Annotated in this window: 22 protein-coding genes; 13 read left to right on the top strand and 9 right to left on the bottom strand. The window is 68.6% G+C overall.

The window, feature by feature from the left end:
• Positions 1-8: 8 nt before the first annotated feature.
• Positions 9-2783, top strand: coding sequence for an aconitate hydratase AcnA (gene acnA, locus E0H75_RS15715; RefSeq protein ID WP_131514296.1), 2775 nt, complete (start codon positions 9-11; stop codon positions 2781-2783).
• A gap of 66 nt (positions 2784-2849) precedes the next feature.
• Here the strand turns inward: acnA and E0H75_RS15710 are convergent, their stop codons facing one another.
• Together E0H75_RS15710 and E0H75_RS15705 are read right to left on the bottom strand one after the other, a co-directional pair.
• Positions 2850-3902 (bottom strand): hypothetical protein, encoded by a 1053-nt coding sequence (locus E0H75_RS15710; RefSeq protein WP_202873007.1) that lies wholly within the window; start codon positions 3900-3902, stop codon positions 2850-2852.
• Positions 3899-4498, bottom strand: coding sequence for an RNA polymerase sigma factor (locus E0H75_RS15705; protein WP_131514295.1), 600 nt, complete (start codon positions 4496-4498; stop codon positions 3899-3901). Before E0H75_RS15705 ends, E0H75_RS15710 begins: the two co-directional genes overlap by 4 nt.
• A gap of 81 nt (positions 4499-4579) precedes the next feature.
• Between E0H75_RS15705 and E0H75_RS15700 the strand changes: the two genes are divergently transcribed.
• A complete protein-coding gene (locus E0H75_RS15700; RefSeq protein WP_131514294.1) occupies positions 4580-5152 on the top strand; it encodes a HEAT repeat domain-containing protein in 573 nt (190 codons plus the stop codon).
• A 59-nt stretch (positions 5153-5211) separates the two neighbouring features.
• Entirely contained in the window at positions 5212-5523 is a 312-nt protein-coding gene (locus tag E0H75_RS15695) for a hypothetical protein (RefSeq protein ID WP_131514293.1), read from the top strand.
• A gap of 496 nt (positions 5524-6019) precedes the next feature.
• Here E0H75_RS15695 and E0H75_RS15690 read toward each other — a convergent pair whose 3' ends face one another.
• The 5 genes from E0H75_RS15690 to E0H75_RS15670 form a co-directional block, all read right to left on the bottom strand.
• On the bottom strand, positions 6020-6436 hold the full coding sequence (locus E0H75_RS15690) for an HIT family protein (protein WP_131514292.1): 417 nt from the start codon (positions 6434-6436) through the stop codon (positions 6020-6022).
• On the bottom strand, positions 6436-8343 hold the full coding sequence (locus E0H75_RS15685) for a Na+/H+ antiporter (protein WP_131514291.1): 1908 nt from the start codon (positions 8341-8343) through the stop codon (positions 6436-6438). The genes E0H75_RS15690 and E0H75_RS15685 overlap by 1 nt, the downstream gene beginning before the upstream one ends.
• Positions 8344-8444: 101 nt before the next feature.
• Positions 8445-9029 (bottom strand): dihydrofolate reductase family protein, encoded by a 585-nt coding sequence (locus E0H75_RS15680; RefSeq protein ID WP_131514290.1) that lies wholly within the window; start codon positions 9027-9029, stop codon positions 8445-8447.
• A gap of 4 nt (positions 9030-9033) precedes the next feature.
• On the bottom strand, positions 9034-9531 hold the full coding sequence (locus E0H75_RS15675; protein WP_131514289.1) for a DUF402 domain-containing protein: 498 nt from the start codon (positions 9529-9531) through the stop codon (positions 9034-9036).
• A gap of 206 nt (positions 9532-9737) precedes the next feature.
• Positions 9738-10262 carry a DUF402 domain-containing protein gene (locus E0H75_RS15670; RefSeq protein WP_131514288.1) on the bottom strand — a complete coding sequence of 175 codons (525 nt, stop codon included), beginning with the start codon at positions 10260-10262 and terminating at the stop codon, positions 9738-9740.
• A 190-nt stretch (positions 10263-10452) separates the two neighbouring features.
• Between E0H75_RS15670 and dxs the strand changes: the two genes are divergently transcribed.
• The 5 genes from dxs (at position 10453) to E0H75_RS15645 (ending at position 18273) form a co-directional block, all read left to right on the top strand.
• A complete protein-coding gene (gene dxs / locus E0H75_RS15665; RefSeq protein WP_131514287.1) occupies positions 10453-12345 on the top strand; it encodes a 1-deoxy-D-xylulose-5-phosphate synthase in 1893 nt (630 codons plus the stop codon).
• A 35-nt stretch (positions 12346-12380) separates the two neighbouring features.
• Positions 12381-13730, top strand: a complete 1350-nt coding sequence (locus tag E0H75_RS15660) for a gluzincin family metallopeptidase (protein WP_131514286.1) — start codon at positions 12381-12383, stop codon at positions 13728-13730.
• 245 nt (positions 13731-13975) lie between these two features.
• Entirely contained in the window at positions 13976-15343 is a 1368-nt protein-coding gene (locus E0H75_RS15655; RefSeq protein WP_131514285.1) for a hypothetical protein, read from the top strand.
• Between the two features lie 72 nt (positions 15344-15415).
• Positions 15416-16897 carry an amino acid permease gene (locus E0H75_RS15650; RefSeq protein ID WP_131514284.1) on the top strand — a complete coding sequence of 494 codons (1482 nt, stop codon included), beginning with the start codon at positions 15416-15418 and terminating at the stop codon, positions 16895-16897.
• A gap of 68 nt (positions 16898-16965) precedes the next feature.
• Entirely contained in the window at positions 16966-18273 is a 1308-nt protein-coding gene (locus E0H75_RS15645) for a peptidase MA family metallohydrolase (protein ID WP_131514283.1), read from the top strand.
• Between the two features lie 25 nt (positions 18274-18298).
• On the opposite strand, the gene E0H75_RS15640 is transcribed toward E0H75_RS15645, so the two are convergent.
• Together E0H75_RS15640 and E0H75_RS15635 are read right to left on the bottom strand one after the other, a co-directional pair.
• Entirely contained in the window at positions 18299-20410 is a 2112-nt protein-coding gene (locus E0H75_RS15640; RefSeq protein ID WP_131514282.1) for a 3-hydroxyacyl-CoA dehydrogenase NAD-binding domain-containing protein, read from the bottom strand.
• The gene (locus tag E0H75_RS15635) at positions 20407-21624 is read right to left on the bottom strand and encodes a thiolase family protein (protein WP_131514281.1); all 1218 of its coding nucleotides are present in this window, start codon (positions 21622-21624) and stop codon (positions 20407-20409) included. The genes E0H75_RS15640 and E0H75_RS15635 overlap by 4 nt, the downstream gene beginning before the upstream one ends.
• 187 nt (positions 21625-21811) lie before the next feature.
• Between E0H75_RS15635 and E0H75_RS15630 the strand changes: the two genes are divergently transcribed.
• From E0H75_RS15630 to E0H75_RS15610, 5 genes are all read left to right on the top strand, one after another.
• Entirely contained in the window at positions 21812-22483 is a 672-nt protein-coding gene (locus tag E0H75_RS15630; RefSeq protein WP_131514280.1) for a hypothetical protein, read from the top strand.
• A gap of 32 nt (positions 22484-22515) precedes the next feature.
• Positions 22516-23193, top strand: a complete 678-nt coding sequence (locus tag E0H75_RS15625; protein WP_131514279.1) for a dienelactone hydrolase family protein — start codon at positions 22516-22518, stop codon at positions 23191-23193.
• A complete protein-coding gene (locus tag E0H75_RS15620; RefSeq protein ID WP_131514278.1) occupies positions 23190-23678 on the top strand; it encodes a glutathione peroxidase in 489 nt (162 codons plus the stop codon). Before E0H75_RS15625 ends, E0H75_RS15620 begins: the two co-directional genes overlap by 4 nt.
• 221 nt (positions 23679-23899) lie before the next feature.
• Positions 23900-24490 carry a winged helix-turn-helix domain-containing protein gene (locus E0H75_RS15615; RefSeq protein ID WP_131514277.1) on the top strand — a complete coding sequence of 197 codons (591 nt, stop codon included), beginning with the start codon at positions 23900-23902 and terminating at the stop codon, positions 24488-24490.
• Positions 24487-25749: an MFS transporter gene (locus E0H75_RS15610; RefSeq protein ID WP_131514276.1), complete on the top strand. Its 1263-nt coding sequence runs from the start codon at positions 24487-24489 to the stop codon at positions 25747-25749. The genes E0H75_RS15615 and E0H75_RS15610 overlap by 4 nt, the downstream gene beginning before the upstream one ends.

Below are 25749 nucleotides of genomic sequence, written 5' to 3'. Positions count from 1 at the left end.
GCAGGCTGATGGCCAGCGTCGACAGCTTCGGTGCCAAGGGTGCACTCGAGGTCAACGGACAGTCGTACGAGATCTTCAGGTTGGCGGGCATCGAGGGCGCGGACACGCTGCCGTACTCGCTCAAGGTGCTGCTGGAGAACCTGCTGCGCACCGAGGACGGCGCGAACATCACCGCCGAGCACATCACCAAGCTCGGCAGCTGGGACCAGAACGCGGCCCCCGACACCGAGATCCAGTTCACCCCGGCGCGGGTGATCATGCAGGACTTCACCGGTGTGCCGTGTGTGGTCGACCTGGCCACCATGCGCGAGGCGGTCGCCGAGCTCGGTGGCGACCCGACCAAGATCAACCCGCTGGCCCCGGCCGAGCTGGTCATCGACCACTCGGTCATCACTGACGTCTTCGGCCGGCCGGACGCGTTCGAGCGCAACGTTGAGTTCGAGTACCAGCGCAACGGTGAGCGCTACCAGTTCCTCCGCTGGGGCCAGACCGCGTTCGACGACTTCAAGGTTGTCCCGCCGGGCACCGGCATCGTGCACCAGGTGAACATCGAGCACCTCGCCCGCACCGTCATGGTCCGCGACGGCGTGGCCTACCCGGACACCTGTGTCGGCACCGACAGCCACACCACGATGGTGAACGGCCTCGGCGTGCTCGGCTGGGGCGTCGGCGGCATCGAGGCCGAGGCGGCCATGCTCGGCCAGCCGGTGTCGATGCTGATCCCGAAGGTCGTCGGCTTCAAGCTGACCGGCTCGGTGCCGGCCGGTGCGACCGCGACCGACGTGGTGCTCACCATCACCCAGCAGCTGCGCAAGCACGGTGTGGTCGGCAAGTTCGTCGAGTTCTACGGCGAGGGTGTTGCGGCGGTGCCGCTGGCAAACCGCGCGACGATCGGCAACATGAGCCCGGAGTTCGGCTCCACCTGCGCGATCTTCCCGATCGACGACGTCACGCTGGACTACCTGCGGCTGACCGGCCGCAGCGACCAGGACGTCGCGCTGGTCGAGGCGTATGCCAAGGAGCAGGGCCTGTGGCACGACCAGTCGGTCGAGCCGCGGTTCTCGGAGTACCTCGAGCTGGACCTGTCGACCGTCGTACCGTCGATCGCCGGGCCGAAGCGGCCGCAGGACCGGGTCGCGCTGAGTGAGGCCAAGGAGGCGTTCCGCGGTGCGCTGACCGACTACGCGACCGAGGAGCTGGACGTCGACCCGTCGGAGACCGGGAGCTTCCCGGCCAGCGACGCGCCGAACGGCCACGGCAACGTGAACGACGAGCCGCACGTGCCGCACGGCGGTCCGGGCCGTCCGTCGAAGAAGACCACGATCAGCATGGACGGCGCGGAGATCGAGCTCGACCACGGCCATGTCGTGATCGCGAGTATCACCTCCTGCACCAACACGTCGAACCCGTCGGTGATGCTGGCGGCCGCCCTGCTGGCGAAGAACGCGGTCGACAAGGGCCTGGCGTCCAAGCCGTGGGTGAAGACGTCGCTCGCGCCCGGGTCGAAGGTCGTCACCGACTACTACGAGAAGGCCGGCGTCACGCCGTACCTGGAGAAGCTCGGCTTCCACCTGGTCGGCTACGGCTGCACCACCTGCATCGGGAACTCCGGCCCGCTGCCCGAGCCGGTCTCGGCCGGCGTGCAGGAGGCCGACCTGGCGGTCGTCTCGGTGCTGTCCGGGAACCGGAACTTCGAGGGCCGGATCAACCCCGACGTGAAGATGAACTACCTGGCGAGCCCGCCGCTGGTGATCGCCTACGCGCTGGCCGGGACGATGGACTTCGACTTCGAGACCGATGCCCTGGGCAAGGACACCGACGGGAACGACGTGTTCCTGAAGGACATCTGGCCGGCCGCGGACGAGGTCGAGCAGGTGATCGCCTCCTCGATCAACAAGGAGATGTTCACCAAGGACTACGCCGACGTGTTCGCCGGTGACGAGCGCTGGCAGTCGCTGCCGACGCCTGAGGGCAAGACGTTCGCCTGGGACGCCGAGTCGACGTACGTGCGCAAGCCTCCGTACTTCGACGGGATGGCGAAGGACCCGGAGCCGGTCACCGACATCGCCGGTGCACGGGTCCTGGCCAAGCTGGGCGACTCGGTCACCACCGACCACATCTCCCCGGCCGGTTCGATCAAGGCCGACAGCCCGGCCGGCACGTACCTGGCCGACCACGGCGTCGCGCGCAAGGACTTCAACTCGTACGGCTCGCGCCGCGGCAACCACGAGGTGATGATCCGGGGCACGTTCGCGAACATCCGGCTGCGCAACCAGATCGCCCCTGGCACCGAGGGCGGCTTCACTCGCGACTTCACCAAGGACGACGCACCCGTCACCTCGATCTACGAGGCGGCGCAGTCGTACGCCGAGGCCGGTACGCCGCTGGTGATCCTGGCCGGCAAGGAGTACGGCTCAGGTTCGTCGCGTGACTGGGCCGCCAAGGGTACGGCGCTGCTCGGGGCGAAGGCCGTGATCACCGAGTCCTTCGAGCGGATCCACCGGTCGAACCTGATCGGCATGGGCGTCCTCCCGCTGCAGTACCCGGAGGGTGAGACGGCGGAGTCGCTCGGTCTGACCGGCGAGGAGACCTTCGACATCACCGGCGTCACCACGCTGAACGACGGCGACATCCCGGGCACCGTGCACGTCAAGGTCACGGCGCCCGACGGCTCGGTGAAGGAGTTCGACGCGGTCGTCCGCATCGACACCCCCGGCGAGGCCGACTACTACCGCAACGGTGGCATCCTGCAGTACGTGCTCCGGTCCTTGATCGCGGGCTGACAAGCAGCAACGAAAGTACGGCGTACCCCGGCCCCTCAACCGGAGTACGCCGTACTCGTCTGTGGACTACTTGCAGCCGAGGCCATCCACGTAGCCGAGCTCCGCATCGGGGGTCTTCGCCAGCCCTGCCGGCGCCTGGCCCTTCGCGATGCTGTCGGCGTACTCCCAGATCACGTCCGGGTAGGCCCCGTCCTTGGCCATCTCCTTCAGGATCGGCCAGCCGTGGCTGGTCTTCATCGCGGCGACTGCTTCGGCAACCTTCGCCCGGTCACCGGACTTCTTCGCCGCGGTCCACTGGTCCAGCCACGCGCAACTGACCGCTCCGGTGACCCGTGCCCCGACCTGGTACCGGTCGCCGACGGTCTGCTGGTACAGCTTCGCGGTATCGAAACCGTCGGGCGTCGGCAGGCCCTCGAGCATCGCGTCGACGGTCTTCTTGTTGTCGGCCGGCTTGACCGCGGACGCGGGCAGGGCGTCGAGCCACTCGTCGACGCCGACCGGCTTCAGCTTCCGCACCAGCGCGCGGTACGCCGTCTCGTCGCCGGCGCCGCCGCGGATCTCGAGGAAGTTCTTGCCCTTCGCGGGCAGGATCGTGGTGAAGTCGGTGTCGGTGTACCGGAACATCGTCCCCTTCTGCCCGAGCAGTGTGATCGGCTCGTGCGCGTTGTCGTGGGCCCGGTCGTCGAAGTACGTCTGGTACTGGTCCGCCGGCCGCCAGAACACCTCGAGGCGCTGGTTGCCGTTGGCAAAGGTCATCTCGCCGAGGTCGGTGGTGAACTCGTCGACCCGGCTGACCTTCCAGCCAGGCGCGTCGACGAGCAGGCGCTGGTTCGCCTCCGCGACGGCGCGGACCTCGTTGGCGTACGCCGAGGTCGGTGCGGCGGGGTTGCCGCGCGGGAAGAACACACCGGTGAGCGCGATGACGATCGCAGCCGCTGCAGCGACGAGGACGATGACGCGTCGCCGGCGGTTCGGTCTCAGCTCGGGGGTCGGTGCGGTGGTGGTCACGATCTCCTCCAACAGGTCGGACGCGGCGGCATCGGCCGGCAGTCGCCGGACCGAGTCGTCGCCGAACGGGTTGGCCCGCGCGAGCAGCCGGTCGAGCTCGTGGTCGTTCATCGCTCCTCCTGAACTGCTGGCGCGTGCTGGTCATCCCGTACGTGTCCGTCACCGGTGAAAGCGTCTCCGACGACCCGGCGCAATCTCACCCGGGCCCGGTGCAACCTGGTCCGGACGGTGCGGGCCGGGACACCGAGCACGACCGCGGCCTCACGCGGATCGAGACCGTCCCAGCCGGTGAGCATGAGCAGCTCCCGATCGTTGTCGCTGAGCTTGGCGAGCGCCTCCCGGATCGCGACCGTGGAGTCGGCCAGGCTGGTCTGGTCCGGCGTGGCTTCGGCCAGTTGCAGGCGCAGCCGCTCGGCCAGCCGGTCCCGCCGAATCTCGCCGCGCCGGTGGTTGGCGAGGACGCGGCGCGCCACGCCGTACAGGTACAGCCGCGCGGTGCCGTCGACCGGTACTTCGTCGAACCGGCGCCAGGCCACGAGCATCGTGTCCGCGACGATATCGGCGGCGTCGTCGGGAGAAGCCACGCGTCGCAGCGCATAGCCGAGCAGGTGCCGGTAGTTGTTCTCGAAGAGCTCGCGGAAGCGGAGCTCACGATCCGAAACAGCACGAAGTGCCACCGCTCGGGGTGGACTCGGCGTACTCGTCATATCGGATCCATGTCCGGGACCGCGGGGGTCGTTACAGGTCGGCGTCCAGAATTTGTCGGCGGGTGCGGCTTTACTGACGGTATGGCTGCCGAGGGTCGTGACCATCCGCGCGAGGTCGTGCTGCGCGCATGTGCCGAGCACGGGCAGGACACGGTGATCGACTGGTGCATCGCGTTCCTCACCGGGGAGATCTCGGGGGAGGACGCGTACGGCGCCGACCTGCCGAAGCTGGTGGCGATCACGGGCAGCGCCAACCCGGGCGGCTGGTCGGAGCCGGTCGACCCGGTGAACTACTACTGGATCCGGGTCTGGGCGGCTCGGGTCTTCCTCTACGTCTGGCGCGACGACGTCGTCGACGCTTTGCTCGTCGCCGTCGAAGATCCGGCCTGGCGCGTTCGTGAGCATGTCGCCCGCATCACCGCGAAGCACGAGCTGGGTCAACTGGCGGACGCGCTCGTCCCGGACCTGTCGCACGAGCTTCCCCGGGTCCGCGCCGCAGCCGCCCGGGCGATCGGCGCCGCCGGCGAGGCCGAGCACGCGGAGCCGCTGCAGGAATTGGTCGACGACCCCGATCCGGCGGTGCGAGCCGCCGCCGAGGCAGCGTTGGCTCGGTTGGAGAAGCGGCTGGATCGCCGTTTCGAACGGCGTACCTAGTCACCCGATGGTCACCTGGAGGTCAGCAGCCGCACACTCTCGGCGGGAACGGTCGGCGCATGGAGACCTCCCGTAGATCCGTCCTGAAAGCCGGTCTGGCTTCCACTGCGGCTGTGGCCGGCCTGACCTCGACCCTGACCACCCCGACGACTACCGCCGCGACGCCGGTCCGGCAGGACCCGTTCACCCTCGGCGTCGCCAGCGGCGACCCGTGGCCGGACCTCGATGGACGCCTGGGACGGGTACGTCGCCTCGCGCGGCAGGATCAGCAAGGGCTGGGACCACTCACCGCGCGGACGCTAACCACGTCCGCCACGTCCGCCACGTCCGCCACGGACGACACGGTCGCCTGGGCAACCGCCCGCCCGTAGCACGCCGAGTCGGGTGAGCCCGGTCATCCGGGCTCCCCCCAGCAGTCCTACTTGTACCCGGCCAGGGGGTTGGTTGCGGTTGGGATCACTGGGTCGATGTAGCGCGTCTGGTGGGGAGGCGCACGATATCCCGGGTGATGGTGGCGGGGGTGGTGTGGACGTGCAGCACTCATCAACGTTTCTGTCGGGTGACCTGCAGGCCTGAGGTGAGCGCGGCGGCCTCGGTCTGCGGATGGTTGGTGAGTGCTGCGGGTCCGCCCGTGGCGGCCGGCCACCGGTGCGGACCGTGATCCGGCCGGGGTAGTCACCGGGGCGGGCTGCGACCTTGTGCTCGGGTCGACCATGTCAGCTGGCGGCGGGTGGTTGGCCGGTGCACAAGGTCGTGGGTGTGAGGTGGGCGGCCCGCGCGCATCCTGCGGGTTCAGCAGGCTCGTCGCGGGTCCGTGATGCCGGTCGGCGCGATCGTGGTTGGCACCAACCTCCTGACCGGATACACCTAGTCAGCTAGGGCAGCTCGGAGCTTTCCGGCGTACTCGGCGGCTTCGGTGTCGTCGGCGTACTTGGTGCGGGGCCAGAAGAAGCCGCGGAGGCCGTCTCCCTTGGTGCGTGGCACGACGTGGACGTGGAGGTGGGGGACGGACTGCGACACCACGTTGTTGACCGCGACGAACGACCCCTGCGCATCGAATGCCGTACGCACGGCAGCAGCCACCGACCGGGCCGTGCCGAACAGCGGCACCAGCAGTTCGTCGGTCATCTCGACCATGGTCGGCACATGCTCGCGCGGCACGATCAGCGTGTGGCCCTTGAAGACCGGCCGGATGTCCAGGAAACCGACGATCTCCGGGGTCTCCAGCACGATCTGGGCCGGCGTCGTACCGGCGATGATCGAGCAGAACAGACAGTCCGCCATCAGCCGAGCTTCTCGTCCACGAAACACCACCGCCAGTTCTCACCCGGTTCGAAGCTGCGCATCACCGGGTGCTTGGTCTCTTCATAGTGCTTGCTCGCATGCTTCATCACCGACGAATCACAGCAGCCGACATGGCCACAGCCTAGGCAGAGCCGCAGGTGCACCCACGTGATGCCCTCGGCCAGACACTCCTCACAGCCGTCCGGCGTGTTCGGGGTCCGCACCAGGGGCGTCTGCTCGAGGTGCTTGCAGGCGCCGCCCGGCGGCATCTTGATCCGCAGGTCCTCGGACTGGCCGCCGACGTCGTCGTCCTCATCGCGATCCAGGACGGACTCCTCGATGTCGAGTGCGATCTGCGCCCGCTGCAGCACCTCGTCGGCGACCAGGCCGGCGTCCCGGACCTTCAGGATGTGCTCCCGCTCAGCCCCCAGCATCGCGATCCGCAACCGGCGATACGCCTCGCTGGGAGTCTCGTACTCGGTCTCCGGACGCCCGAGCCGCTCCCACGCGGCCTGCGACCGCGCCTCGCCCCGCTGACGCAGGACGTTGAGCACCTCCGGCGGATCCTCTGGCCCGGCGATCTCGTCCAGCTTCTCGATCGCAGCACGATGAGCTCCCTGCAGCACGGCGGCCTCCTGCAGCGCATCCTCCGCCGGGTCCGGCCCGGGTAGCCGCACCTTGCGTACCACCCACGGCAGCGTCGACCCCTGCACGAGCAGAGTGCCCGCGGTGACAGCCAGAGCGATGAACACCAGCACCTCGCGGTCCGGCGTCTCCTCCGGCAACGTGAACACCGCGGCAAGCGTCACCACACCGCGCATACCCGCCCATGAGACGACGATCAGCGCCCCCCAGGACACCGGACCGGGCCGCGACGGACCGAGGACCCGCCGCGACAGCATCGTGGTCGGGATGATCCAGATCGGCCGGAGCAGTACGACGGCGAGGTACACCGCGATCGTCGTCACCGCGATCAGCCAGGCCGGCAGCGGACTCTCGGACAGGTCGTCCAGGATCCACCGGGTCTGCAGGCCGATCAGCAGGAAGACCGTGTTCTCCAGCAGGAACTGGAACGTCCGCCAGTTGGTGCGCTCCGACATCCGCGACTTGGCCGACTGGATGATCGGCGCCTTGTGGCCGAGCAGCAGCCCGGTGACGACGACGGCGAGAACGCCGGACGCGTGCACGTAGTGGTTCTCGGCCGCGATGTAGGCGATGAACGGCGCGGTCAGACTGAGGGTCGTGTCGAGCACCGGGTCGGTGAAGCGGCGGCGGACCTTGGCCAGCACGAACGCCACGAGCAGGCCGATCGCGACACCACCACCGGCCGCGCGGAGGAAGTCGAGGCTGACGTGCAGCACGGTCGGCGCGACCACAGCGGCCGCGATGGCCGTCCGGAGACAGACCAGCGCGGTCGCGTCGTTCAGCAGGCTCTCGCCCTCGAGGATCGTGACCACGCGCCGGGGGAGACCCACTCGTTTCGCGATCGCGGTCGCTGCCACGGCGTCCGGCGGCGCCACGACCGCACCGATCGCGAAGGCGGCCCAGAACGGCAGCGGCTCGTGGCCCTGGGACTCCGCGACGGCGCCGAGCAGCCAGTACGCGACCAGGCCGACGCCGAGGGCGGTGAACACGACCAGTGCGACCGACAGGAGTCCGATCGAGCGCCGGTGCTGGGAGAAGTCGACCAGGCTGGTCTTGATCGCCGCGGAGTACAGCAGCGGCGGGAGGAAACCGACCAGGACGACTTCGGGCTCGAGTTCGACCCGGGGCACGAACGGGAGGTACGACGCGGCGATCCCGATGACCACCAGCAGCAGGGGAGCCGAGATCCCGAGCCGCCGGGCCAGTGCGGCCCCGGCCGCGACCACGGCGACGAGGGCCACGACCTCGATCGCGATATGCACGCGCACAGTGTGGCAGTGCGGAGCCGGTTCGGCCCCCTCGGTTCGCCCTGAGCGGAGCCGGATCAGGTCAGCGGCATCCGTCGGTCACTTCGAGTGAGCGTTCACTGCACCACGCGGTAGCGCAGGTGGGTGACCTGCTGGAGGCGGTCCACCTCGTCGCCCGGGGTCAGCTGCCGCATCAACTCCAGCTCGACGTGATCCGGCGGCAGGTTGTCGAACAGCCGCCGGCCCTGACCGAGCAGGACCGGTACGACGTGCATCTCGAGCTCGTCGACCTCACCGGCCGCGAGCAACGCCTGCGTCGCCCCGGCTCCGTGCACCATCACGTCTCCGTCGCCGGCTGCCGCACGGGCCTGCGCAGCGCACTCGCGCGCGTCTGTGACGAAGCGGACGGTGCCCGGCGGCGGTCCGTCCGGCACGTTGTGCGTCAGGATGAACATCGGAACGCCGTTGTGGTGGTCGCCCTGCCAGTGATTGGCGTGTTCATAGGTACGGCGTCCCGCGATCAGCGCCCGGGTGGCCATCGACTCCCCGACCACCTGGCCACTCACCCCCGGGTCGTTGCGCCGGTCGAGCCAGTTGAACAGCCGGAACCCGCCGACCCCCATCGGATCGTCCATGCTGTCCTGGGGACCGGTGACGTAACCGTCCAGCGACATGGTCATGTACACCCGGATCGTTGCCATCGGGCTATCGCACCTTGTCCAGGTAGGTCTTGTAAACGGTCAGGAACGGCTCCTCGGTCACGACCGCCCCGACCAGCCAGTCGCAGGTCTCCTGCGCCGTCTTGATCACGTCGGCCGGGTAGCCGTACTTGACCTGGTGCTCGGCGAACTCGTCCTCGTCGTCGACCAGCACCGTCGTCCCGTCCCGTCGCCGGATCACGTCGAGATCGAGGTCGATCATCGTGAACACGTCCTCGCCGAACTCCACCGGCGTGGTGATGTCGCAGTAGATCTCGGTCCAGCGCGGCTCGTCGTTGAACGCCGCGGTGAACCACTTGTCCCGCGGGAACAGCTGCACCACCGCCTGCGACTGGACGATCTCCGGCTCGTCGCCGCGCTGCGCCACCGAGTTCGGTGGCGCCCCGAGCCAGACGCCGTACTCGTCCTCGCCCAGGTAGCGCATCCACTGGTGCCAGTGCAGCTTCTCGTCGTACTTGCGATAGACCACCCGGACGTTCCGCATGCGCTCAACCTATCGGCGCAGGGTTGCACCCCAGGCCGGGCCTGGAATCCAAGACCTGCAGCTTCGTGCAACTTTGCTCTGAGGTGTGGACCAGACACGCTTGGTGTTCGAGCATGGTCCGGTCGGCTTACACGAGGCCGGCGCCGTTGATCGGCCCTTGCCGGCTCAGGGGGGCTCCTAGCCGGTGGGGGCCGGTTGGTGTGCGCTCAAGTGGTCTGCTCAGGGGTCTGGTTGAGCGCGCGGATCTGCTCCAGGTACGGCAGGTACGCCGAGGCGAAGGGTTCCGTGGTGGTGATGTGGGCGGCCAGCCAGTCGCAGGTGGCCTGGGCGGTGGCGACGACCTGCGGCGGGTAGTTGTACTTGACCTGGTGCTGACGGAATTCGTCCTCGTCCATCACGCGCACTGTGCCGTCGCGCATCAGGCGGATGTCGAGGTCGAGGTCGACGGTGGTGACGGTGTCGACGCCGAACTCGGCCGGCATGGTCACGTCGCAGTAGATCCGGGTCTGGTGCGGGTCGTCGTTGAACAGGGCGCTCCACCATTGGCCGTGCGGGAACAGCCGGACCCGGTGGTGATCGATGGAGACCCAGGTGCCGTCGGCGCGACGGCCGCGCTGGCCCGGCACCGACCCGACCCAGAGGCCGTGCTCGTCCTCACCCAGCCGGACCGCTTCCACCAGGCGATGCGGCTGTCCGTCGTACTTCTGGAACAGCGTCCTCACTGTTTTCATACCTGCCCCGCTTCACCGCCCCGGTCTGGCTGCATGCGATCACTGTAAGTGAGACGCACACCACCGCGAACAATGCACACGCAGCCGGCGTCTTGGAGTGTGAGATTGGCCCGGTGCCCGCTATCGAGTTCGGATTCCGGGCGGTCGGTGCATAGACTCAAGCATTCGAGGATGACGCGGGAGGAGCTCGATGCGCGTGCTGGAGACGGTCGGAGGGCCGGCGGACCTCAAGAAGCTGACCGCGCAGGAGCTTACCGATCTGGCGACAGAGATCCGGGATGTCCTGGTCGAGACGGTGTCGCGGACCGGCGGTCACCTCGGTCCGAACCTGGGCATGGTGGAGATCACCCTGGCGATGCACCGGGTGTTCGACTCGCCCCACGACCGGCTCGTCTTCGACGTCGGTCACCAGGCGTACGTGCACAAACTGGTCACGGGCCGGGCGCCGAAGTTCGACACGCTCCGTCAGCAGGGCGGCCTGAGCGGGTACCCGAGCCAGGCCGAGTCCGAGCACGACATCATCGAGAACAGCCACGCCTCGACCGCCCTCTCGTACGCCGACGGCCTGGCCAAGGCCTACCGGCTGCGCAAGGAGGACCGGCACGTGGTCGCGCTGATCGGCGACGGCGGCCTGACCGGCGGCATGGCCTGGGAGGCGCTGAACAACATCGCCGCCGCCAAGGACCTCAAGCTGATCATCATCGTCAACGACAACGGCCGCTCCTACAGCGACACCGTCGGCGGCCTGGCCACGCACCTGACCAGCCTGCGCACCAACCCGCGCTACGAGAAGGTCCTCGACCTGATCAAGAAGAACCTGGCCCGGACGCCGTACGTCGGCCCGCCGATGTACGAGGTGCTGCACGGCGTGAAGAAGGGCCTGAAGGACATGCTCGCCCCGCAGGGCATGTTCGAGGACCTCGGCCTCAAGTACGTCGGTCCCGTCGCCGGTCACGACCGCGAGGCGATGGAGGACGCGCTCCGCAGCGCCAAGGCGTTCGGCGGTCCGGTGATCGTGCACGCGGTGACCCAGAAGGGCTTCGGGTACGCCGCCGCCGAGCAGGACGAGGAGGACAACTTCCACCAGATCCGCCCGGTCAACAAGCCGCGCGGCTGGACGGACGTGTTCGCCGACGAGATGATCCGGATCGGTCACCGCCGCCAGGACGTGGTGGCGATTACTGCGGCCATGTTGCACCCGACCGGCCTGGCCGCGTTCGCGGCGGAGTTCCCGGACCGGATCTTCGACGTCGGCATCGCCGAGCAGCACGCGGTGACCAGCGCCGCCGGTCTCGCGCTGGGCGGCCTGCACCCGGTCGTCGGGCTGTACTCGACGTTCCTGAACCGGGCCTTCGACCAGGTCCTGATGGATGTCGCGCTGCACAAGCTCGGCGTCACCTTCGTGCTGGATCGCGCGGGGATCACCGGCGACGACGGCCCGAGCCATAACGGCATGTGGGACATGTCGATCCTCCAGGTCGTCCCCGGCCTTCGCCTCGCCGCGCCCCGCGACGGCAAGCGGCTCGAGGAGCTGCTGAACGAGGCGGTCGAGGTGTCGGACGCGCCGACCGTACTGCGCTTTGCCAAGGGTGAGGTGTTCCCGGACATCGACGCGATCGACCGGATCGGCGGTCTGGACGTGCTGAAGCGGTCCGGCTCCGACGTCCTGCTGGTCGGGATCGGCGCGATGGCAGCCACGGCGATGGACGTCGCCGGCCGCCTGGAGGCGCAGGGCTTCGGCGTCACCGTGGTGGACCCGCGGTGGGTGAAGCCGGTCGCCCCGAAGCTGATCGAGCTGGCCGGGACGGTCAAGCTGGTGGTGACGATCGAGGACAACGGCCGGGCCGGCGGTTGCGGATCGATGATCGCCCAGGCGCTCCGCGACGCGGCGGTGAAGACGCCGGTCCGCGACTTCGGCATCCCGCAGAAGTTCCTCGACCACGCCAAGCGTCCCGCCGTCCTGCAGGAGATCGGACTCACCGGGCAGGACCTGGCCCGGGACATCACCGAGCTGATCGCAAAGCACCACGGTGACGCGATGAGCGAGCCGGACCGGGCGAGCGGTCGCCCGGGGAGCGCCTGAGCCGGATCATGCCCGGATGATGGCCGAGCCGGACAGTGCCTGACACAGGGCGGCATACCGCACCGCCGCGGAGCCGTCACGCCGCCGCTCGACGGCGGACCCGCGTCTGGCCGCTGCTGCTCTCCCTGATCCTTGTCGTTGTGGCCGTCGCCGGTGGACTTGCCCTGCACCGGTCCACGGAGCAGGCCGACGGCAGTGACCAGGCTGCGCCGAGGACACCGGACATCGACCTGGCCGCGCGTGCTGCTGCCGTCGACCAGGTCCTCAAGAAGCGCGCGCAGGCTGTCCTGCAGTCGGACCAGAAGGCGTTCGTGGCCGACGTCGATCCCGGCAACAAGGGCCTCGTCGCGCGTCAGACCACGCTGTACAGCAACCTGCGGCAGTTCGGCTTCGCCCGGCTCGCCTACCAGCAGTTGTCCCAGCAGTACGACGACGCCATCACCAGGAAGTACGGCCCGTCGACGTACCTGGTCGCGATCGCGATGACGTACCAGATCCGCGGCATCGACACCGTGCCGGTCCGGGCGATGCTCGGCTACACGTTCACCGAGACGCAGACCGGCCGCTGGCTGCTGGTCTCGGACAGCGACCTGGACAAGCGGCTTCCCCGCGGTTCGCATCAGGAGGCGTGGGACACGGGTGAAGTGCTGGTCAAGCGCGCGCCGCGCGTGCTCGTGGTGGTGGAGAAGGGGCAGGACCAGCTCGCGACGCGCCTGACCGGTATGGCGAGCGGCGCGGTGAAGGCGGTGACCAAGAGCTGGCCCGGCGGCTGGAACGGCTCCGGCGTGGTGATCGCGCTCGACGACAGGATCGTCCGCGGCGCCGACTACACCGTGCCGAAGAACGCCGAGGACGCGATCGCGATGGCCACCTGGGTCTACCGCACGCTGCCCGGTGAGGTCACCGGCGAGGGCCAGCGGGCCGACTCGTACGTCGTCGTGAACCCGCGCAACCGGGCCAAGGTCGACGCCCGCACCCTGGCGCACGAGTTCACCCACGTCGCCACCGCGCCGTACGGCGCCCATGCCCCGCGCTGGATGGTCGAGGGCGCGGCGACGTACGTCGAATATCTGCCGATGGACGGCGCGGAGGACCTGGCGCTGGGGAAGTTCAGGCAGGACGTGCGGACGAAGTACCTGGCCAAGGCGAACAGCCTGCCGGCTGACGCGGTCTTCTTCCAGCACGCCGACAGTTCGTACCCGATGGCCTGGCTGGCGGTCGACTATCTGTTCACCCGGTTCGGCGGCACCGAGGTCGGCACGCTCTACCAGGAGTTGGCCGCGCTCGGCTCGACGCAGGCAGAGCGCGACCGCATCATGCTCGAACACGTCGGCATCACCGAGGCCGGTCTCTTCCAAGCCCTGAAGGCTGCCGCCGCAGCTTAGGCGGTGTCTCATGATCCCGCGCCTACTGCGCGGCACTCGGCACGGCACCTCGCCGCACTGGAGCAAAGGCCACGATGGATCCACATCGAGGCCTTCACTCCAGCACGACGATGCACCGCACCGAGCACCTGCTCGCGACGGCGCGGGACCATGAGACACCGCCATCGGCGTGTCGGTGGTGGAATGCGGGGAACCGAGTAGGGTAGCCGGGCTGGACTGACGGGTACTCGGAGGAATGACCCGAAGTGAGTGCGACCATCCCTAGCGCCGAACCGCCAGGCGCTCAGGTTCCGCCGCCAGGCCCCCGCCGCTGGGTGGGGCTGCTGGTTGCGGTCGCGCTGGTCTCGGGCGGTGTGGCCTACACCGTTGAAGAGCGGAACCAGGACGCCCAGGCGCGAGTGGTCGCGACCCAGCCAGGCCCGAACCAGGGCACCAAGCCACCGTCGAAGACCGCGGCGGCGACCGCCGCCCGCCGGGTCGCCGTCGACACGATCCTGCTCCGCCGGGCCCGGGCCGTGCAGACCGTGAACGAGGCACTCTTCCTGCAGGACCTCGACCCCACCAACACCAGGCTCCGCGCCGCGCAGAAGGTGCTGTTCGCGAACCTGGTCGAGATCGGGTTCAGCGAGCTCGGCTACAGCCAGGCCGAGGAACGCTTCGACGAATCCGCGGTCCACGCACACAGCGGGACGACGTACTTGGTCCGGGTCCTGATGCGCTACCAGATCCCGAACGTCGACGTCACGCCGGTGACGACCGAGCTCGGCTACACCTTCGTCGCCCGGGGCGGGCACTGGGTGCTCACCGACGACGACGATCTGGACAAGGATCTCGGGCCGGGCGCGCACAAGGAGGCGTGGGACCTCGGACGGATCGAGGTACTGCGGTCGCCGCGGGTCCTGGTCGCGGTCGAGAAGGGCGACGCCAAGCGCGGCCAGTCGATCGCCGCCGAGGCCCGTGAGGCGATCGGCGAGGTGACGTCGTACTGGCCGCGGGCGTGGCGTGGGTCGGTGTTCGTGATCGCACTCGACGAGACCGACGTACGGGACGCGCGCTTCGCCGACGAGGACATCGAGTCGGCCGCGAGCGCGGGGACGACGTTCTCCTCGCTGCCCGGGCAGGACACCGCCGACGGTACGGTCGCCGGCTCGTACATCGTGATCAATCCGAACGAGCGCGACCGGGTCGACGAGATCCTGCTGTCGCACGAGATCACCCACGTGGCCACGGCCGACCTCGGTGGGTACGAGCCGTTGTGGCTGGCCGAAGGCGCGGCGGAGTACGTGTCGTGGCGGGGGATCGAGGCGATCAGCGGTCCGGGCGAGGTCGGCAAGTGGGAGCAGGAGGTCATCGACGACGCGATGCCCGCGCTGACCTCGCTGCCGAGCGACGCCGGCTTCTACCAGAACTCGGCCGACGTGTACGGCGTGAGTTGGCTCGCGGTGCGCTTCCTGGTCCAGCGGATCGGGCTCCCGATGGTCGAGGAACTGTACGAGGACATGGCCAAGCACGGCACCGACCAGGCGTCCCGGGACCGGATCCTGCTCAGCCGCAGCGGCCTCACCGAAGCCACCCTGTGGGTGGCACTCCAAGACTACGAACCGCCACGCTGAGTGGCGGTTTGACCTCGCGGTGTCAGAGAGGCACGCTCGGAGAGTTCCGTCCATTGCGAGGAGGCGAGCAGATTGAGTCTGTTGCGGAAGAAGACGATCGAGCAATCGATAGCTGACACCGACGAGCCGGAGTACCAGCTCAAGAAACGCCTGACCGCCATCGATCTGACCGTCTTCGGAATCGGCGTCATCATCGGTGCCGGTATCTTCACGCTGACCGGCCGCGCGGCCAAGCTGTACGCCGGGCCGAGTATCGCCCTCTCGTTCGTCCTGGCCGCGATCTGCTGCACGCTCGCCGCGTTGTGCTACGCCGAGTTCTCGTCGACCGTGCCGGTGTCGGGATCGGCCTACACGTTCTCGTACTTCTCCCTGGGCGAGATCTTCGCCTGGATCATCGGCTGGGACCTGCTGCTCGAACTGATGCTCGGGGCAAGCGTTGTGTCCCAGGGCTGGTCGACGTACGCCGCGCTGTTCCTGGATCAGATCGGGTTGGGCTGGCCCGACTCGATCGGGCCGGACAGCAACGTGAACGTGCTGGCGATGTTGCTGGTGCTGGTCCTGGCGACGCTGGCGACGATCGGTATCAAGGAGTCGCTGCGGGTCAACCTGGTGCTGGTGGCAATCAAGTTGTTCGTGGTCCTGTTCGTGATCATCGCCGGCCTCTTCTACGTCAAGGGCTCGAACCTGTCGCCGTTCATCCCGCCGAGCGTCCCGGCACCCAACGGTGACGTCACCGCCACTACGCCGCTGTTCCAGGCCATCTTCGGCTTCACGCCGTCGACGTTCGGGGTGATGGGTCTGGTCTCGGGTGCGTCGCTGGTGTTCTTCGCGTTCATCGGGTTCGACGTGGTCGCGACCACCGCCGAGGAGGCGCAGAACCCGCAGCGCGACCTGCCCCGCGGCATCATCGGCTCGCTGGCGATCTGCACCGTGCTCTACGTGCTCGTCTGCATCGTCATCACCGGCATGGTCAACTACACCGACATCAGCGGCGAGGCAGCGCTGGCCGAAGCGTTCCGTTCGGTCGGGCGCAGCGGTTTCGCGACCCTCATCTCCGCGGGTGCGGTCGCCGGTCTGACCACCGTCGTCCTGACGTTGATGATCGGCGCCGCCCGCGTCGTGTTCGCGATGAGCCGCGACCACCTGATGCCGCGTCAGCTCGGCAAGACGCACCCCAAGTGGGGTACGCCGTACCGCCTGACGATCGCGATCGGCATCATCGTCGCGATCGTGGCCGGCGTGACCCCGATCGGGAAGCTGGAGGAGATGGTGAACATCGGCACCCTGGCCGCGTTCACGCTGGTGTCGATCGCCGTACCGCTGCTGCGCAAGAGCCGGCCGGACATCCAGCGCTCCTTCCGGGTGCCGGGCAACCCGGTGATCCCGATCCTGGCCGCGCTGATCTGCTTCTACCTGATGCTGAACCTGTCGATCGAGACCTGGCTGCGGTTCGTGATCTGGATGATCCTCGGCTTCATCGTCTTCTTCGCCTACGGCTACCGCAAGAGCCGGGTCGGCATCGAGGAGCGGACCGGCGAGGTCACCAAAGCCTGAGCAGTAGGCTACCTGCTCTGATGGTCGGCGGGCGGTAGGATCAGCCGACCATCAGAGGGGACCCCGGCATGAAACACCCGAGACGCCTGTTCGCAGGCGTTGCCGTGCTGGCGCTCGCCGCGAGCGCGACCGTCGTGGTGGTCCGGCTCCAGCACGGTGGGTCGACGCCGGGTAGCAGCGCGGCGGCGGTCGAGGCGACGCCGCCGGGCGATCTCACCGACGCGCAGAAGGTGGTTCGCAAGCGAGAGGTCGACGCGGTCCTCGCGCGGCGCTCCACGGCGGTCCTGAAGGGCGACGTCATGGGCTTCCTCGCGGCGGTCGATCCGAAGCAGCCGCAACTGGTGGCGAAACAGCGGACCCTGTTCACGAACCTGCGCCAGTTCGCGTTCACCAGCCTGACGTACTTCGTCGGCGACGAACGGCCGGCTCCCGCGCAGGTGGCGCGGTACGGACCGACGACGTTCTCGACCCGGGTGATGATGCGGTACCAGCTGACCGGGCTGGACGCCAAGCCGGTGCAGACCGACGTCGGGTACACCTTCGTCCGGCGCGGTACTGCGTGGGTCCTGGTCGCGGACAACGCGATCGACGAGACCCTCAGCCCCGACGGGCATCGGCAGCCGTGGGACTTCGGCCCGGTGGCCGTGGTTCGCCGCGGCAAGGTTGTCGTCGTGGTCGATCGCGGCGAGAAGGCGCGGGGGGACAAGATCGCGAAGGCGTCCCAAGGAGCCGTCGACGGCGTCCGGAGGCACTGGCCGCGGCCGTGGAACGGTGCCGTCATGGTGGTCGCGATGTCCGAGTCGCAGGTGCTCTCGATCCTGTGGACGTCCGGCGCCGGCAGTGGCTGGACCATCGCCGCCAAGGCGGTCAGCCTGTACGACGGCGATCCCTGGACGCACCACCAGACCGCGCCGGTGAGTAGCCGGATCGTGGTCAACCCGGCGGTCCGCAAGGAGCTCGACCAGGATCTGCTCGTGCACGAGATGACGCACGTCGCCACGCTGCGCCTCGGCACCCGCGCACCACTCTGGCTGGTCGAAGGCATCGCTGAGTACGTCCGCGCCGCCTCCATCGAGGACGACCCGAAGTGGACCGTCGACCCCTACCGCAAGACGGTCCGCACCAAGTACCTGCCGTCGATGAAGGTCCTTCCCGGCCAAGCCGAGTTCAACGCCGACGGCGACCGCGCCTACGGCCAGAGCTGGTGGATCACGTCGTACCTGGAGCACCAACTGGGTGAGAAGAAACTAGCCGCCCTCTACACCGACCTGGCCCAGCACAACACCACCCAGGCCGCCTTCGCCACCATCCTCAAGAAGCACACCGGCAAGACCCCAGCCCAGCTGGTTGCCGCCGCGAAATCCTTCAAGGGTTAGAAGGTTCCTGCGACGGCCCCAACGGTCAGGTCAGGCTGGCGGTGCCCTTGGGGAGGAAGCGAGTGCCGTTGACCTTTTCGGCGATGCCTGAGCGGTCCAGGTACGGCGTGACGCCGCCGAGGTGGAACGGCCAGCCGGCGCCGAGCAGCAGGCACAGATCGATGTCCTGCGCCTCCGCGACAACACCCTCGTCCAGCATGATCCGGATCTCCTCGGCCAGCGCCGTCAGCACCCGGGTGCGGAGTTCGTCCGGGGTTGACGGGGTGGAGCCGACCGTCACCAGCGCGGCGACCTCCGGGTCGACGACCGGCTTGCCCTCGGGCCACAGGTAGAACGAGCTCTTGCCCGCGGCAACCACCTTGGCCAGGTTCTCCGACACCGAGAACCGCTCCGGGTACGCCCGGTTCATCGTCTCCGCGACGTGCAACGCCACCGGCAGACCAACAAGCTGCAGCAGCACGAACGGTGGCATCGGCAGCCCGAGCGCCGACAACGCCTTGTCCGCCTCAGGAATCGGCGTACCTTCGTCGACCGCCGCGCTGACCTCACCCAGGAAGCGGGTCAGCAGCCGGTTCACCACAAAGGCGGGCGCGTCCTTCACCAGCACACAAGACTTCTTCAGCGTCCTGCCCACCGCGAACGCAGTCGCCAGCGAAGCGTCGTCGGTCCGATCCGCCCGGATGATCTCGAGCAGCGGCAGGACGGCGACCGGGTTGAAGAAGTGGAAGCCGACGACCCGCTCCGGGCGCTCCAGATCCGCGGCCATCTCGGTCACCGACAGGGACGAGGTGTTCGTCGCCAGGATTGCGTCCGGCCGGATGATCTTCTCCAGGTCGGCGAAGATCGTCTTCTTCAGCTGCAGTTCCTCGAAGACCGCCTCGATCACGAAGTCGGCGTCCGCGAACACGGCCCGGTCCACCGCCCCGGTGACCAGCGCCTTCAACTGGTTCGCCTTGTCCGGACGGATCCGGCCCTTGCCGAGCAGCTTGTCGATCTCACCGTGCACATACCCGACCCCGCGGTCCACCCGCTCCTGGTCCAGGTCCGTCAGTACGACGGGCACCTCGAGGCGACGGACGAACAGCAGGGCCAGCTGGCCGGCCATCAGACCGGCGCCGACGACGCCGACCTTCGTGACCGGGCGGGCCAGCGATTTGTCCGGCGCTCCGGCCGGGCGCTTGGCCCGCTTGTTCACCAGGTCGAACGCGTACAGGCCGCTGCGCAGCTCCTCGCTCATGATCAGATCAGCGAGCGCCTCGTCCTCGGCCGCGAACCCACGGTCGCGGTCGTTGTCTTTTGCCGCGGCGATCAGCTCGAGCGCCCGGTACGGCGCCGGCGCCGCGCCGCTCACCTTGAGATCGGCGAACCCCTTGCCCCGGGCAACAGCCGTGTCCCACGCCTCGCCCCGGTCGATCACCGGCCGGTCGACCGTGATCGCCCCGGCGAGCACCTTGCTCGCCCAGCTCAGCGACTGCTCGAGGAAGTCGGCCGAGTCCAGCAGTACGTCGCCGATGCCGAACTTCACCGCCTCCGGCCCGGTCAGCATCTTGTTCTGGTTCAGGGCGTTCTCGACCACGACCTTGACCGCCTTGTCCGCACCGATCAGGTTCGGCAGCAAGAAGTTGCCGCCCCAGCCCGGGATCAGGCCGAGGAAGACCTCGGGCGTCGCGAGCACGCCGGCCGCGGCCGACACGGTGCGGTAGGTGGCGTGCAGCGCGACCTCGAGACCGCCACCCAGCGAGACGCCGTTCACGAACGCGAACGACGGCTTGCCGCCGTCGACCAGCTTGCGCATCACGCCGTGCCCGATCCGGCCCAGGTTCAGCGCCTGCTCCCGGTCGGTCAACTTCGGTACACCGGTCAGGTCCGCACCGGCAGCCAGGATGAACGGCTTGCCGGTGACACCGATCGCGGCGATGTCGTCACGCGCGAGCGCTGCGTCGATCGCGGTGTTGAGCGACGCCAGACCCTTCGGGCCGAACGTGTTCGGCTTGGTGTGGTCGTGCCCGTTGTCGAGCGTGATCAGCGCCATCGTGCCCGCCTTGCCCGGCAGTACGACGTCACGGGAGTGCGCGAAGGTGACGACCTCGTCGTCGGAGAGCGCAACAGCGGAGTCGATCAGTTCCTGCAGCTTCATGCGGCCGCGTTCCCTTCCCAGTTCGGGTTCTCCCAGATGACCGTTCCACCCATGCCCAGGCCGACACACATCGTGGTCAGGCCGTAGCGGACCTCGGGCCGCTGCTCGAACTGCGTGGCCAGCTGGTTCATCAGCCGGACGCCGGACGACGCCAGCGGGTGGCCGTACGCGATCGCGCCGCCGTACGGGTTGACCCGCGGGTCGTCGTCGGCGATGCCGTAGTGCTCCAGGAACGCGATCACCTGGACGGCGAACGCCTCGTTGACCTCGAACGCCTGGATGTCGTCGATGGTCAGCCCGGCGAGCTTCAGCGCCTTCTCGGTGGCCGGGATCGGGCCGACGCCCATCACCTCGGGCTCGACGCCGGCGAAACCGTAGGACACCAGCTTCATCTTCGGGGTCAGGCCGAGTTCGGCGGCGGCCTCGGCGGAGGTCAGCACGCAGGCGGTCGCGCCGTCGTTGATGCCGGCCGAGTTGCCGGCGGTGACCCGGCCGTGCGGGCGGAACGGCGTCTTCAGCGTGGCCAGGTCCTCGACCGTGGTGCCCGGTCGCATCGGCTCGTCGGTGGCCGCGTAACCCCAGCCTTGCTCGGCCGACCGGGTCGCGATCGGGACGAGGTCCGGCTGGATCAGGTCGTTCGCGTACGCCTTGGCGGCCTTCTCCTGGGACGCGGCGGCGAAGGCGTCGGCGCGCTCCTTGGTGATGCCGGGGAAGCGGTCGTGCAGGTTCTCGGCGGTCGAGCCCATCACCAGTGCGGACGTGTCGACCAGCTTCTCGGCGATGATGCGGGGGTTCGGGTCGACGCCCTCGCCCATCGGGTGCCGGCCCATGTGCTCGACCCCGCCGGCGACGACCACGTCGTACGCGCCGAAGGCGATGCCCGAGGCGGTCGTGGTGACCGCGGTCATCGCGCCCGCGCACATCCGGTCGATGGCGTAACCGGGGGTGGTGTTCGGCAGGCCGGCCAGCAGGGCCGCGGTCCGGCCGATGGTCAGGCCCTGGTCGCCGATCTGGGTGGTGGCCGCGATCGCGACCTCGTCCACCCGCTCCGGCGGGAGCTCCGGGTTCCGCCGCAGCAGCTCCCGGATGCACTTGATCACGAGGTCGTCCGCGCGAGTTTCGGCGTACTGACCTTTCGCCTTGCCGAACGGAGTGCGAACGCCGTCGACGAACACGACATCGCGGATCTCACGGGGGCTGTTCTCACGGGGCACAGGGGCCCTCCTCTGGGGTCGGGAAAGCTACCTCGATGCTACCCGTCGGTAACAGAACTCCCCAAGCAGCCACGCCTGTGCGGCTGCTCACAGCGCACAACCGGGTGCTCACGCAGACCACAACCCGTGGCGCACCGGCGCGATTCGGCGCATGCTGGTGGCAAGGTCCGTGTGTCTGGAGCCGTTCATGAACAATGCTGATCTCTCCGTGCCGGTGCTGAGCCGGGGCAAACACCGCAACCCGCGCAAGGGTGCCTGCTTCATGGAGTTCGCCTCCTACCTGGCAGGCGAGCCATGGTCGGACCACCCGGCCTGTACGCATCCGCTGCTGGCAGGCGTGGCGCGCGACGTCAACGACTGCACGACGGACGCCGGCCGGACCCGGCTGGCGCCGCTGATCCCATCCGTGATCGGGTTGACTCCCGACGATCCACACGTCGTACCGCGGGTGACCGCCCGCTGTATCCAGCACGCGCTGCCGGTGGTGTCGCAGGAGCGGCAGTACATCCTCGCAGTGGCGCTGCTGGTGGGGGAGAGGCGACTCGCCGCACTGGACGGGCGGCCGCTGGACGACCTCGAGCCCGACTCGCAGGCGGTCCTGGAGGCGGTCCCGGCCGCGACCAAGTGGGCGCGATCCTTCACCGCAAGGGCCCATCGGGGTACGCCGGACTTCGCCAAGCGGACCGCGCCACGCGCTGTGTCCTGCGCGGTGGAAGGCATCTCGCAGGCCTGTGTGCCGGACCCCGACGACCGGCTGTACAACCTGCTGACCGCCGCCATCACCGAGTGCAAACTCTGGATGCCGGCCCCGGCTCCCGCGCCCACCCCGATCCACACGGAGGCCGTGGAAGTTCGGTAGGGGCGTATCTGACAGCCAGTACGCTTCACCGTGTGACCTTGGAGATCGATACCGGTTCAGGTTTGATGCCAGTCCACGAGTGGGGCGCCGCCGGCGGTGAGGCGCCCGGGCTGCTGCTCCTCCAGGAGATCTTCGGGGTCTCCGACTACATCAAGCAGCGCGGCGCGGATCTCGCCGCGCTCGGGTACTACGTGATCGCGCCGGAGATCTACTGGCGGCTCGACCACACCGAGTTGGACGAGTCCGCACCCGATCTGCTCCAGCGCGCGATGGGGATCCTGCAACGGCTCGACTGGGATCTCGCGGTCTCGGACTCCGTGGCAGCGCTGGAGTACCTGCGCGGGCGCGGCCACGGCACCGGCGTACTCGGGTTCTGCTTCGGCGGCGGGCTCGGGTTCAACGTCGCGGCCGTCTCCTCGCCGGATGTCCTGGTGAGCTACTACGGCTCGTCCTTGCCGACCCTGCTCGAGCTGGCGCCGAAGGTTCAGGCGACGAGCCTGCACCACTTCGGCGACGCCGACACGTACCTGCACGCCGACGAGGTCATTCCCTCCCTGGGTGACGCCGAGATCCATCGGTATCCCGATGCCGGTCACGCGTTCGACAACCCGTTGCCCGCCTTCCACCACGCCGAGGCCGCCGAGCTGGCCTGGCGGCGTACCGCAGACTTCCTCTCCCGTCACCTCCCAACCTCCGAAGGATCCGCATGAGCCTGTACGACATCCCGCTGACCACGCTCGCCGGCGCGGCGACCTCGCTCGCTGACTACAAGGGCAAGACCGTCCTGGTCGTGAACGTCGCGTCGAAGTGTGGCCTGACCCCGCAGTACGAGGGCCTGGAGAACCTGCAGAAGCAGTACGGCGCCCGCGGCTTCACGGTGCTCGGTGCCCCCTGCAACCAGTTCGGCGGCCAGGAGCCGGGTACGGCGGACGAGATCTCCACCTTCTGCTCGACCACGTACGGCGTCACCTTCCCGATGCTGGACAAGCTCGAGGTGAACGGCGAGGGCCGGCACCCGCTGTACTCCGAGCTGACCCTGACGCCGGACGCCGACGGCGAGGCCGGTGACATCCAGTGGAACTTCGAGAAGTTCCTGATCACCCCGGAGGGCACGGTCGCCGCCCGCTTCCGCCCCCGCACCGAGCCGGAGTCCGCCGAGATCGTCACTGCCATCGAGTCCCACCTCCCGGCCTGACTCGCCGCTCGCCCCTCGCCCGCCGCGTATCCGCGGCGGGCGACTTCTTTGCGCCCAGCCGCGACCTCATCTGGCTGGTTGACCAGCCAAATGGTGGGTTTGCCACCCGGAATCACGGTGGCAAACCCACCATCTGCCTGGTCAACCACTGAAATGCAGGGAACTGGGAGGGGGACGCTGAGGGTGTTGCAACAACTCTTTCGAAAGAGTACTTTCGACGCATGCCGACGCCGCATCGTCGCCTCAGCGACCCCCGTGAGCTCAACGCCCTGGCCCATCCGGTGCGGATGGCGATCGTCGAGCTGCTGTCGATCAGCGGACCGCTGACCGCGACCGAGCTGGCTGACCGGCTCGACGAGACGCCGGCCAACTGCTCGTGGCACCTGCGCAAGCTGGCGCAGCACGGGTTCGTCGAGGAGGCCGAGGGCGGGAAGGGCCGGCAGCGGCCGTGGAAGGTCCCCGGACTCGGCTTCCGCTGGGACGACGAGCACTCCACGGCGTCGATCGACGGGCGTCGGGCTGCGCAGGCGCTGTCCGAGGTGACGATGGGCCGCGCGATGGACCGGCTGCGGGAGTCCCAGCAGCGCGCGCCGGAGGAGTCCGAGGAATGGCGCGCGGCGCACAGCAACACCGAAATGGTCGCGTGGCTGACCGCGGACGAGCTCAAGGAGATGAACGAGGCGATCAATGCCGTCCTGGACCGCTTTGTGGAGCGACTGACCGAACCGCAACAGCGACCACCCGGCGCGCGGCCGTGTGAATTCGTCGCGTGGGGCGTCCTGACGTACTTCCCGGGGGTTGAGCCGGCATGAGGAAACTGTTCGCGCAGCCCGGGTTCCCCCGCCTCTTCAGTGGGCTGAGTACGTCGATGCTCGGCGACTCGGTGATGCTGCTGGTGCTGAGCATGTGGGTGAAGACGCTCACCGGCTCGAACGCGATGGCCGGCCTGACCTTCTTCTTCATGGTGCTGCCGGCGCTCGGTGCGCCGCTGCTCGGCGTCTGGGTGGACCGGCTGCCCCGCAAGGCGATCCTTGTCTGGGGCAACTTCGCGAGCGCGGCCGCGGTCCTCCCGCTGGTGCTCGTGCGGGACGCGAACGACGTCTGGCTGATCTGGGTCGTCGCCTTCCTGTACGGCGTCTCGTTCGTCGTACTCCCGGCGGCCCTCAACGGGCTGCTCAAGGACCTGCTGCCCGAGGAACTCCTGGTCGACGCGAACTCGAGCCTGGCCACGATCAAGGAGGGCTACCGGCTGTTCGGTCCACTGGTCGGGGCCGCGATCTTCGCGACCACGGGCGGCTGGCTGGTCGCGGTCGTCGACGCCGCCACGTTCGTCATCGCCGGACTGCTGATCGCGACGATCAAGATCGCCGAGACGCCCGCGCCGGCGAAGCACACTTTCAAAGAAGACGTCCTCGAGGGCGTCCGGTTCCTGATCAACGACCGCATCCTCCGCCACGTCCTGCTGGGGCTCGCGATCTCGATCCTGGTCATCGGCTTCTTCGAGTCGTCGATCTATGCGCTGATGGACGCCTTCGGCAAGCCGCCGACCTTCTCCGGCGTCTTCGTGACCTGCCAAGGCGTCGGCGCGGTCATCGGTGGTCTCACCGCGAGCCGCGCCGTACGCCGCCTCGGTGAGATCGCCACCTGCGCACTCGGCCTGACCGCACTGGCCGTCGCAACGATCGTCTGCGCGGCCGCGCCGAGCATCGTCCTGGTCCTCGTCGGTGCGGGCATCTGCGGAGTCGGTCTGCCGTGGACGTTCGTCGCCTTCACGACGCTGATGCAACGGCGTTCGCCGGGCCATCTGATCGGCCGGGTCTCGACCGCGGTGGAGGTGCTCGTGTCGACGCCGCAGGCGATCTCGCTCGCGCTGGGCAGCCTGCTCGTCAGTCTGCTCAGCTACCGGCAGATCTTCGCGATCATCGCGACGGTGATCCTGCTCGGCGTACTCCAGACGGTGCTCACGCTGCGCGGCGAGATCCGCGCGGATCTGACCAGCGGCGACCGCCGATCGGTGCAGCCGGTCCCGGCCCCGGAGGCGGATCCCACCTCCGGAGCCGACCTGCTCTGA

The organism is Kribbella capetownensis, from assembly GCF_004331485.1.
Lineage (GTDB): Bacteria > Actinomycetota > Actinomycetes > Propionibacteriales > Kribbellaceae > Kribbella > Kribbella capetownensis.
This window is presented reverse-complemented; position numbering and strand designations above follow the sequence as displayed.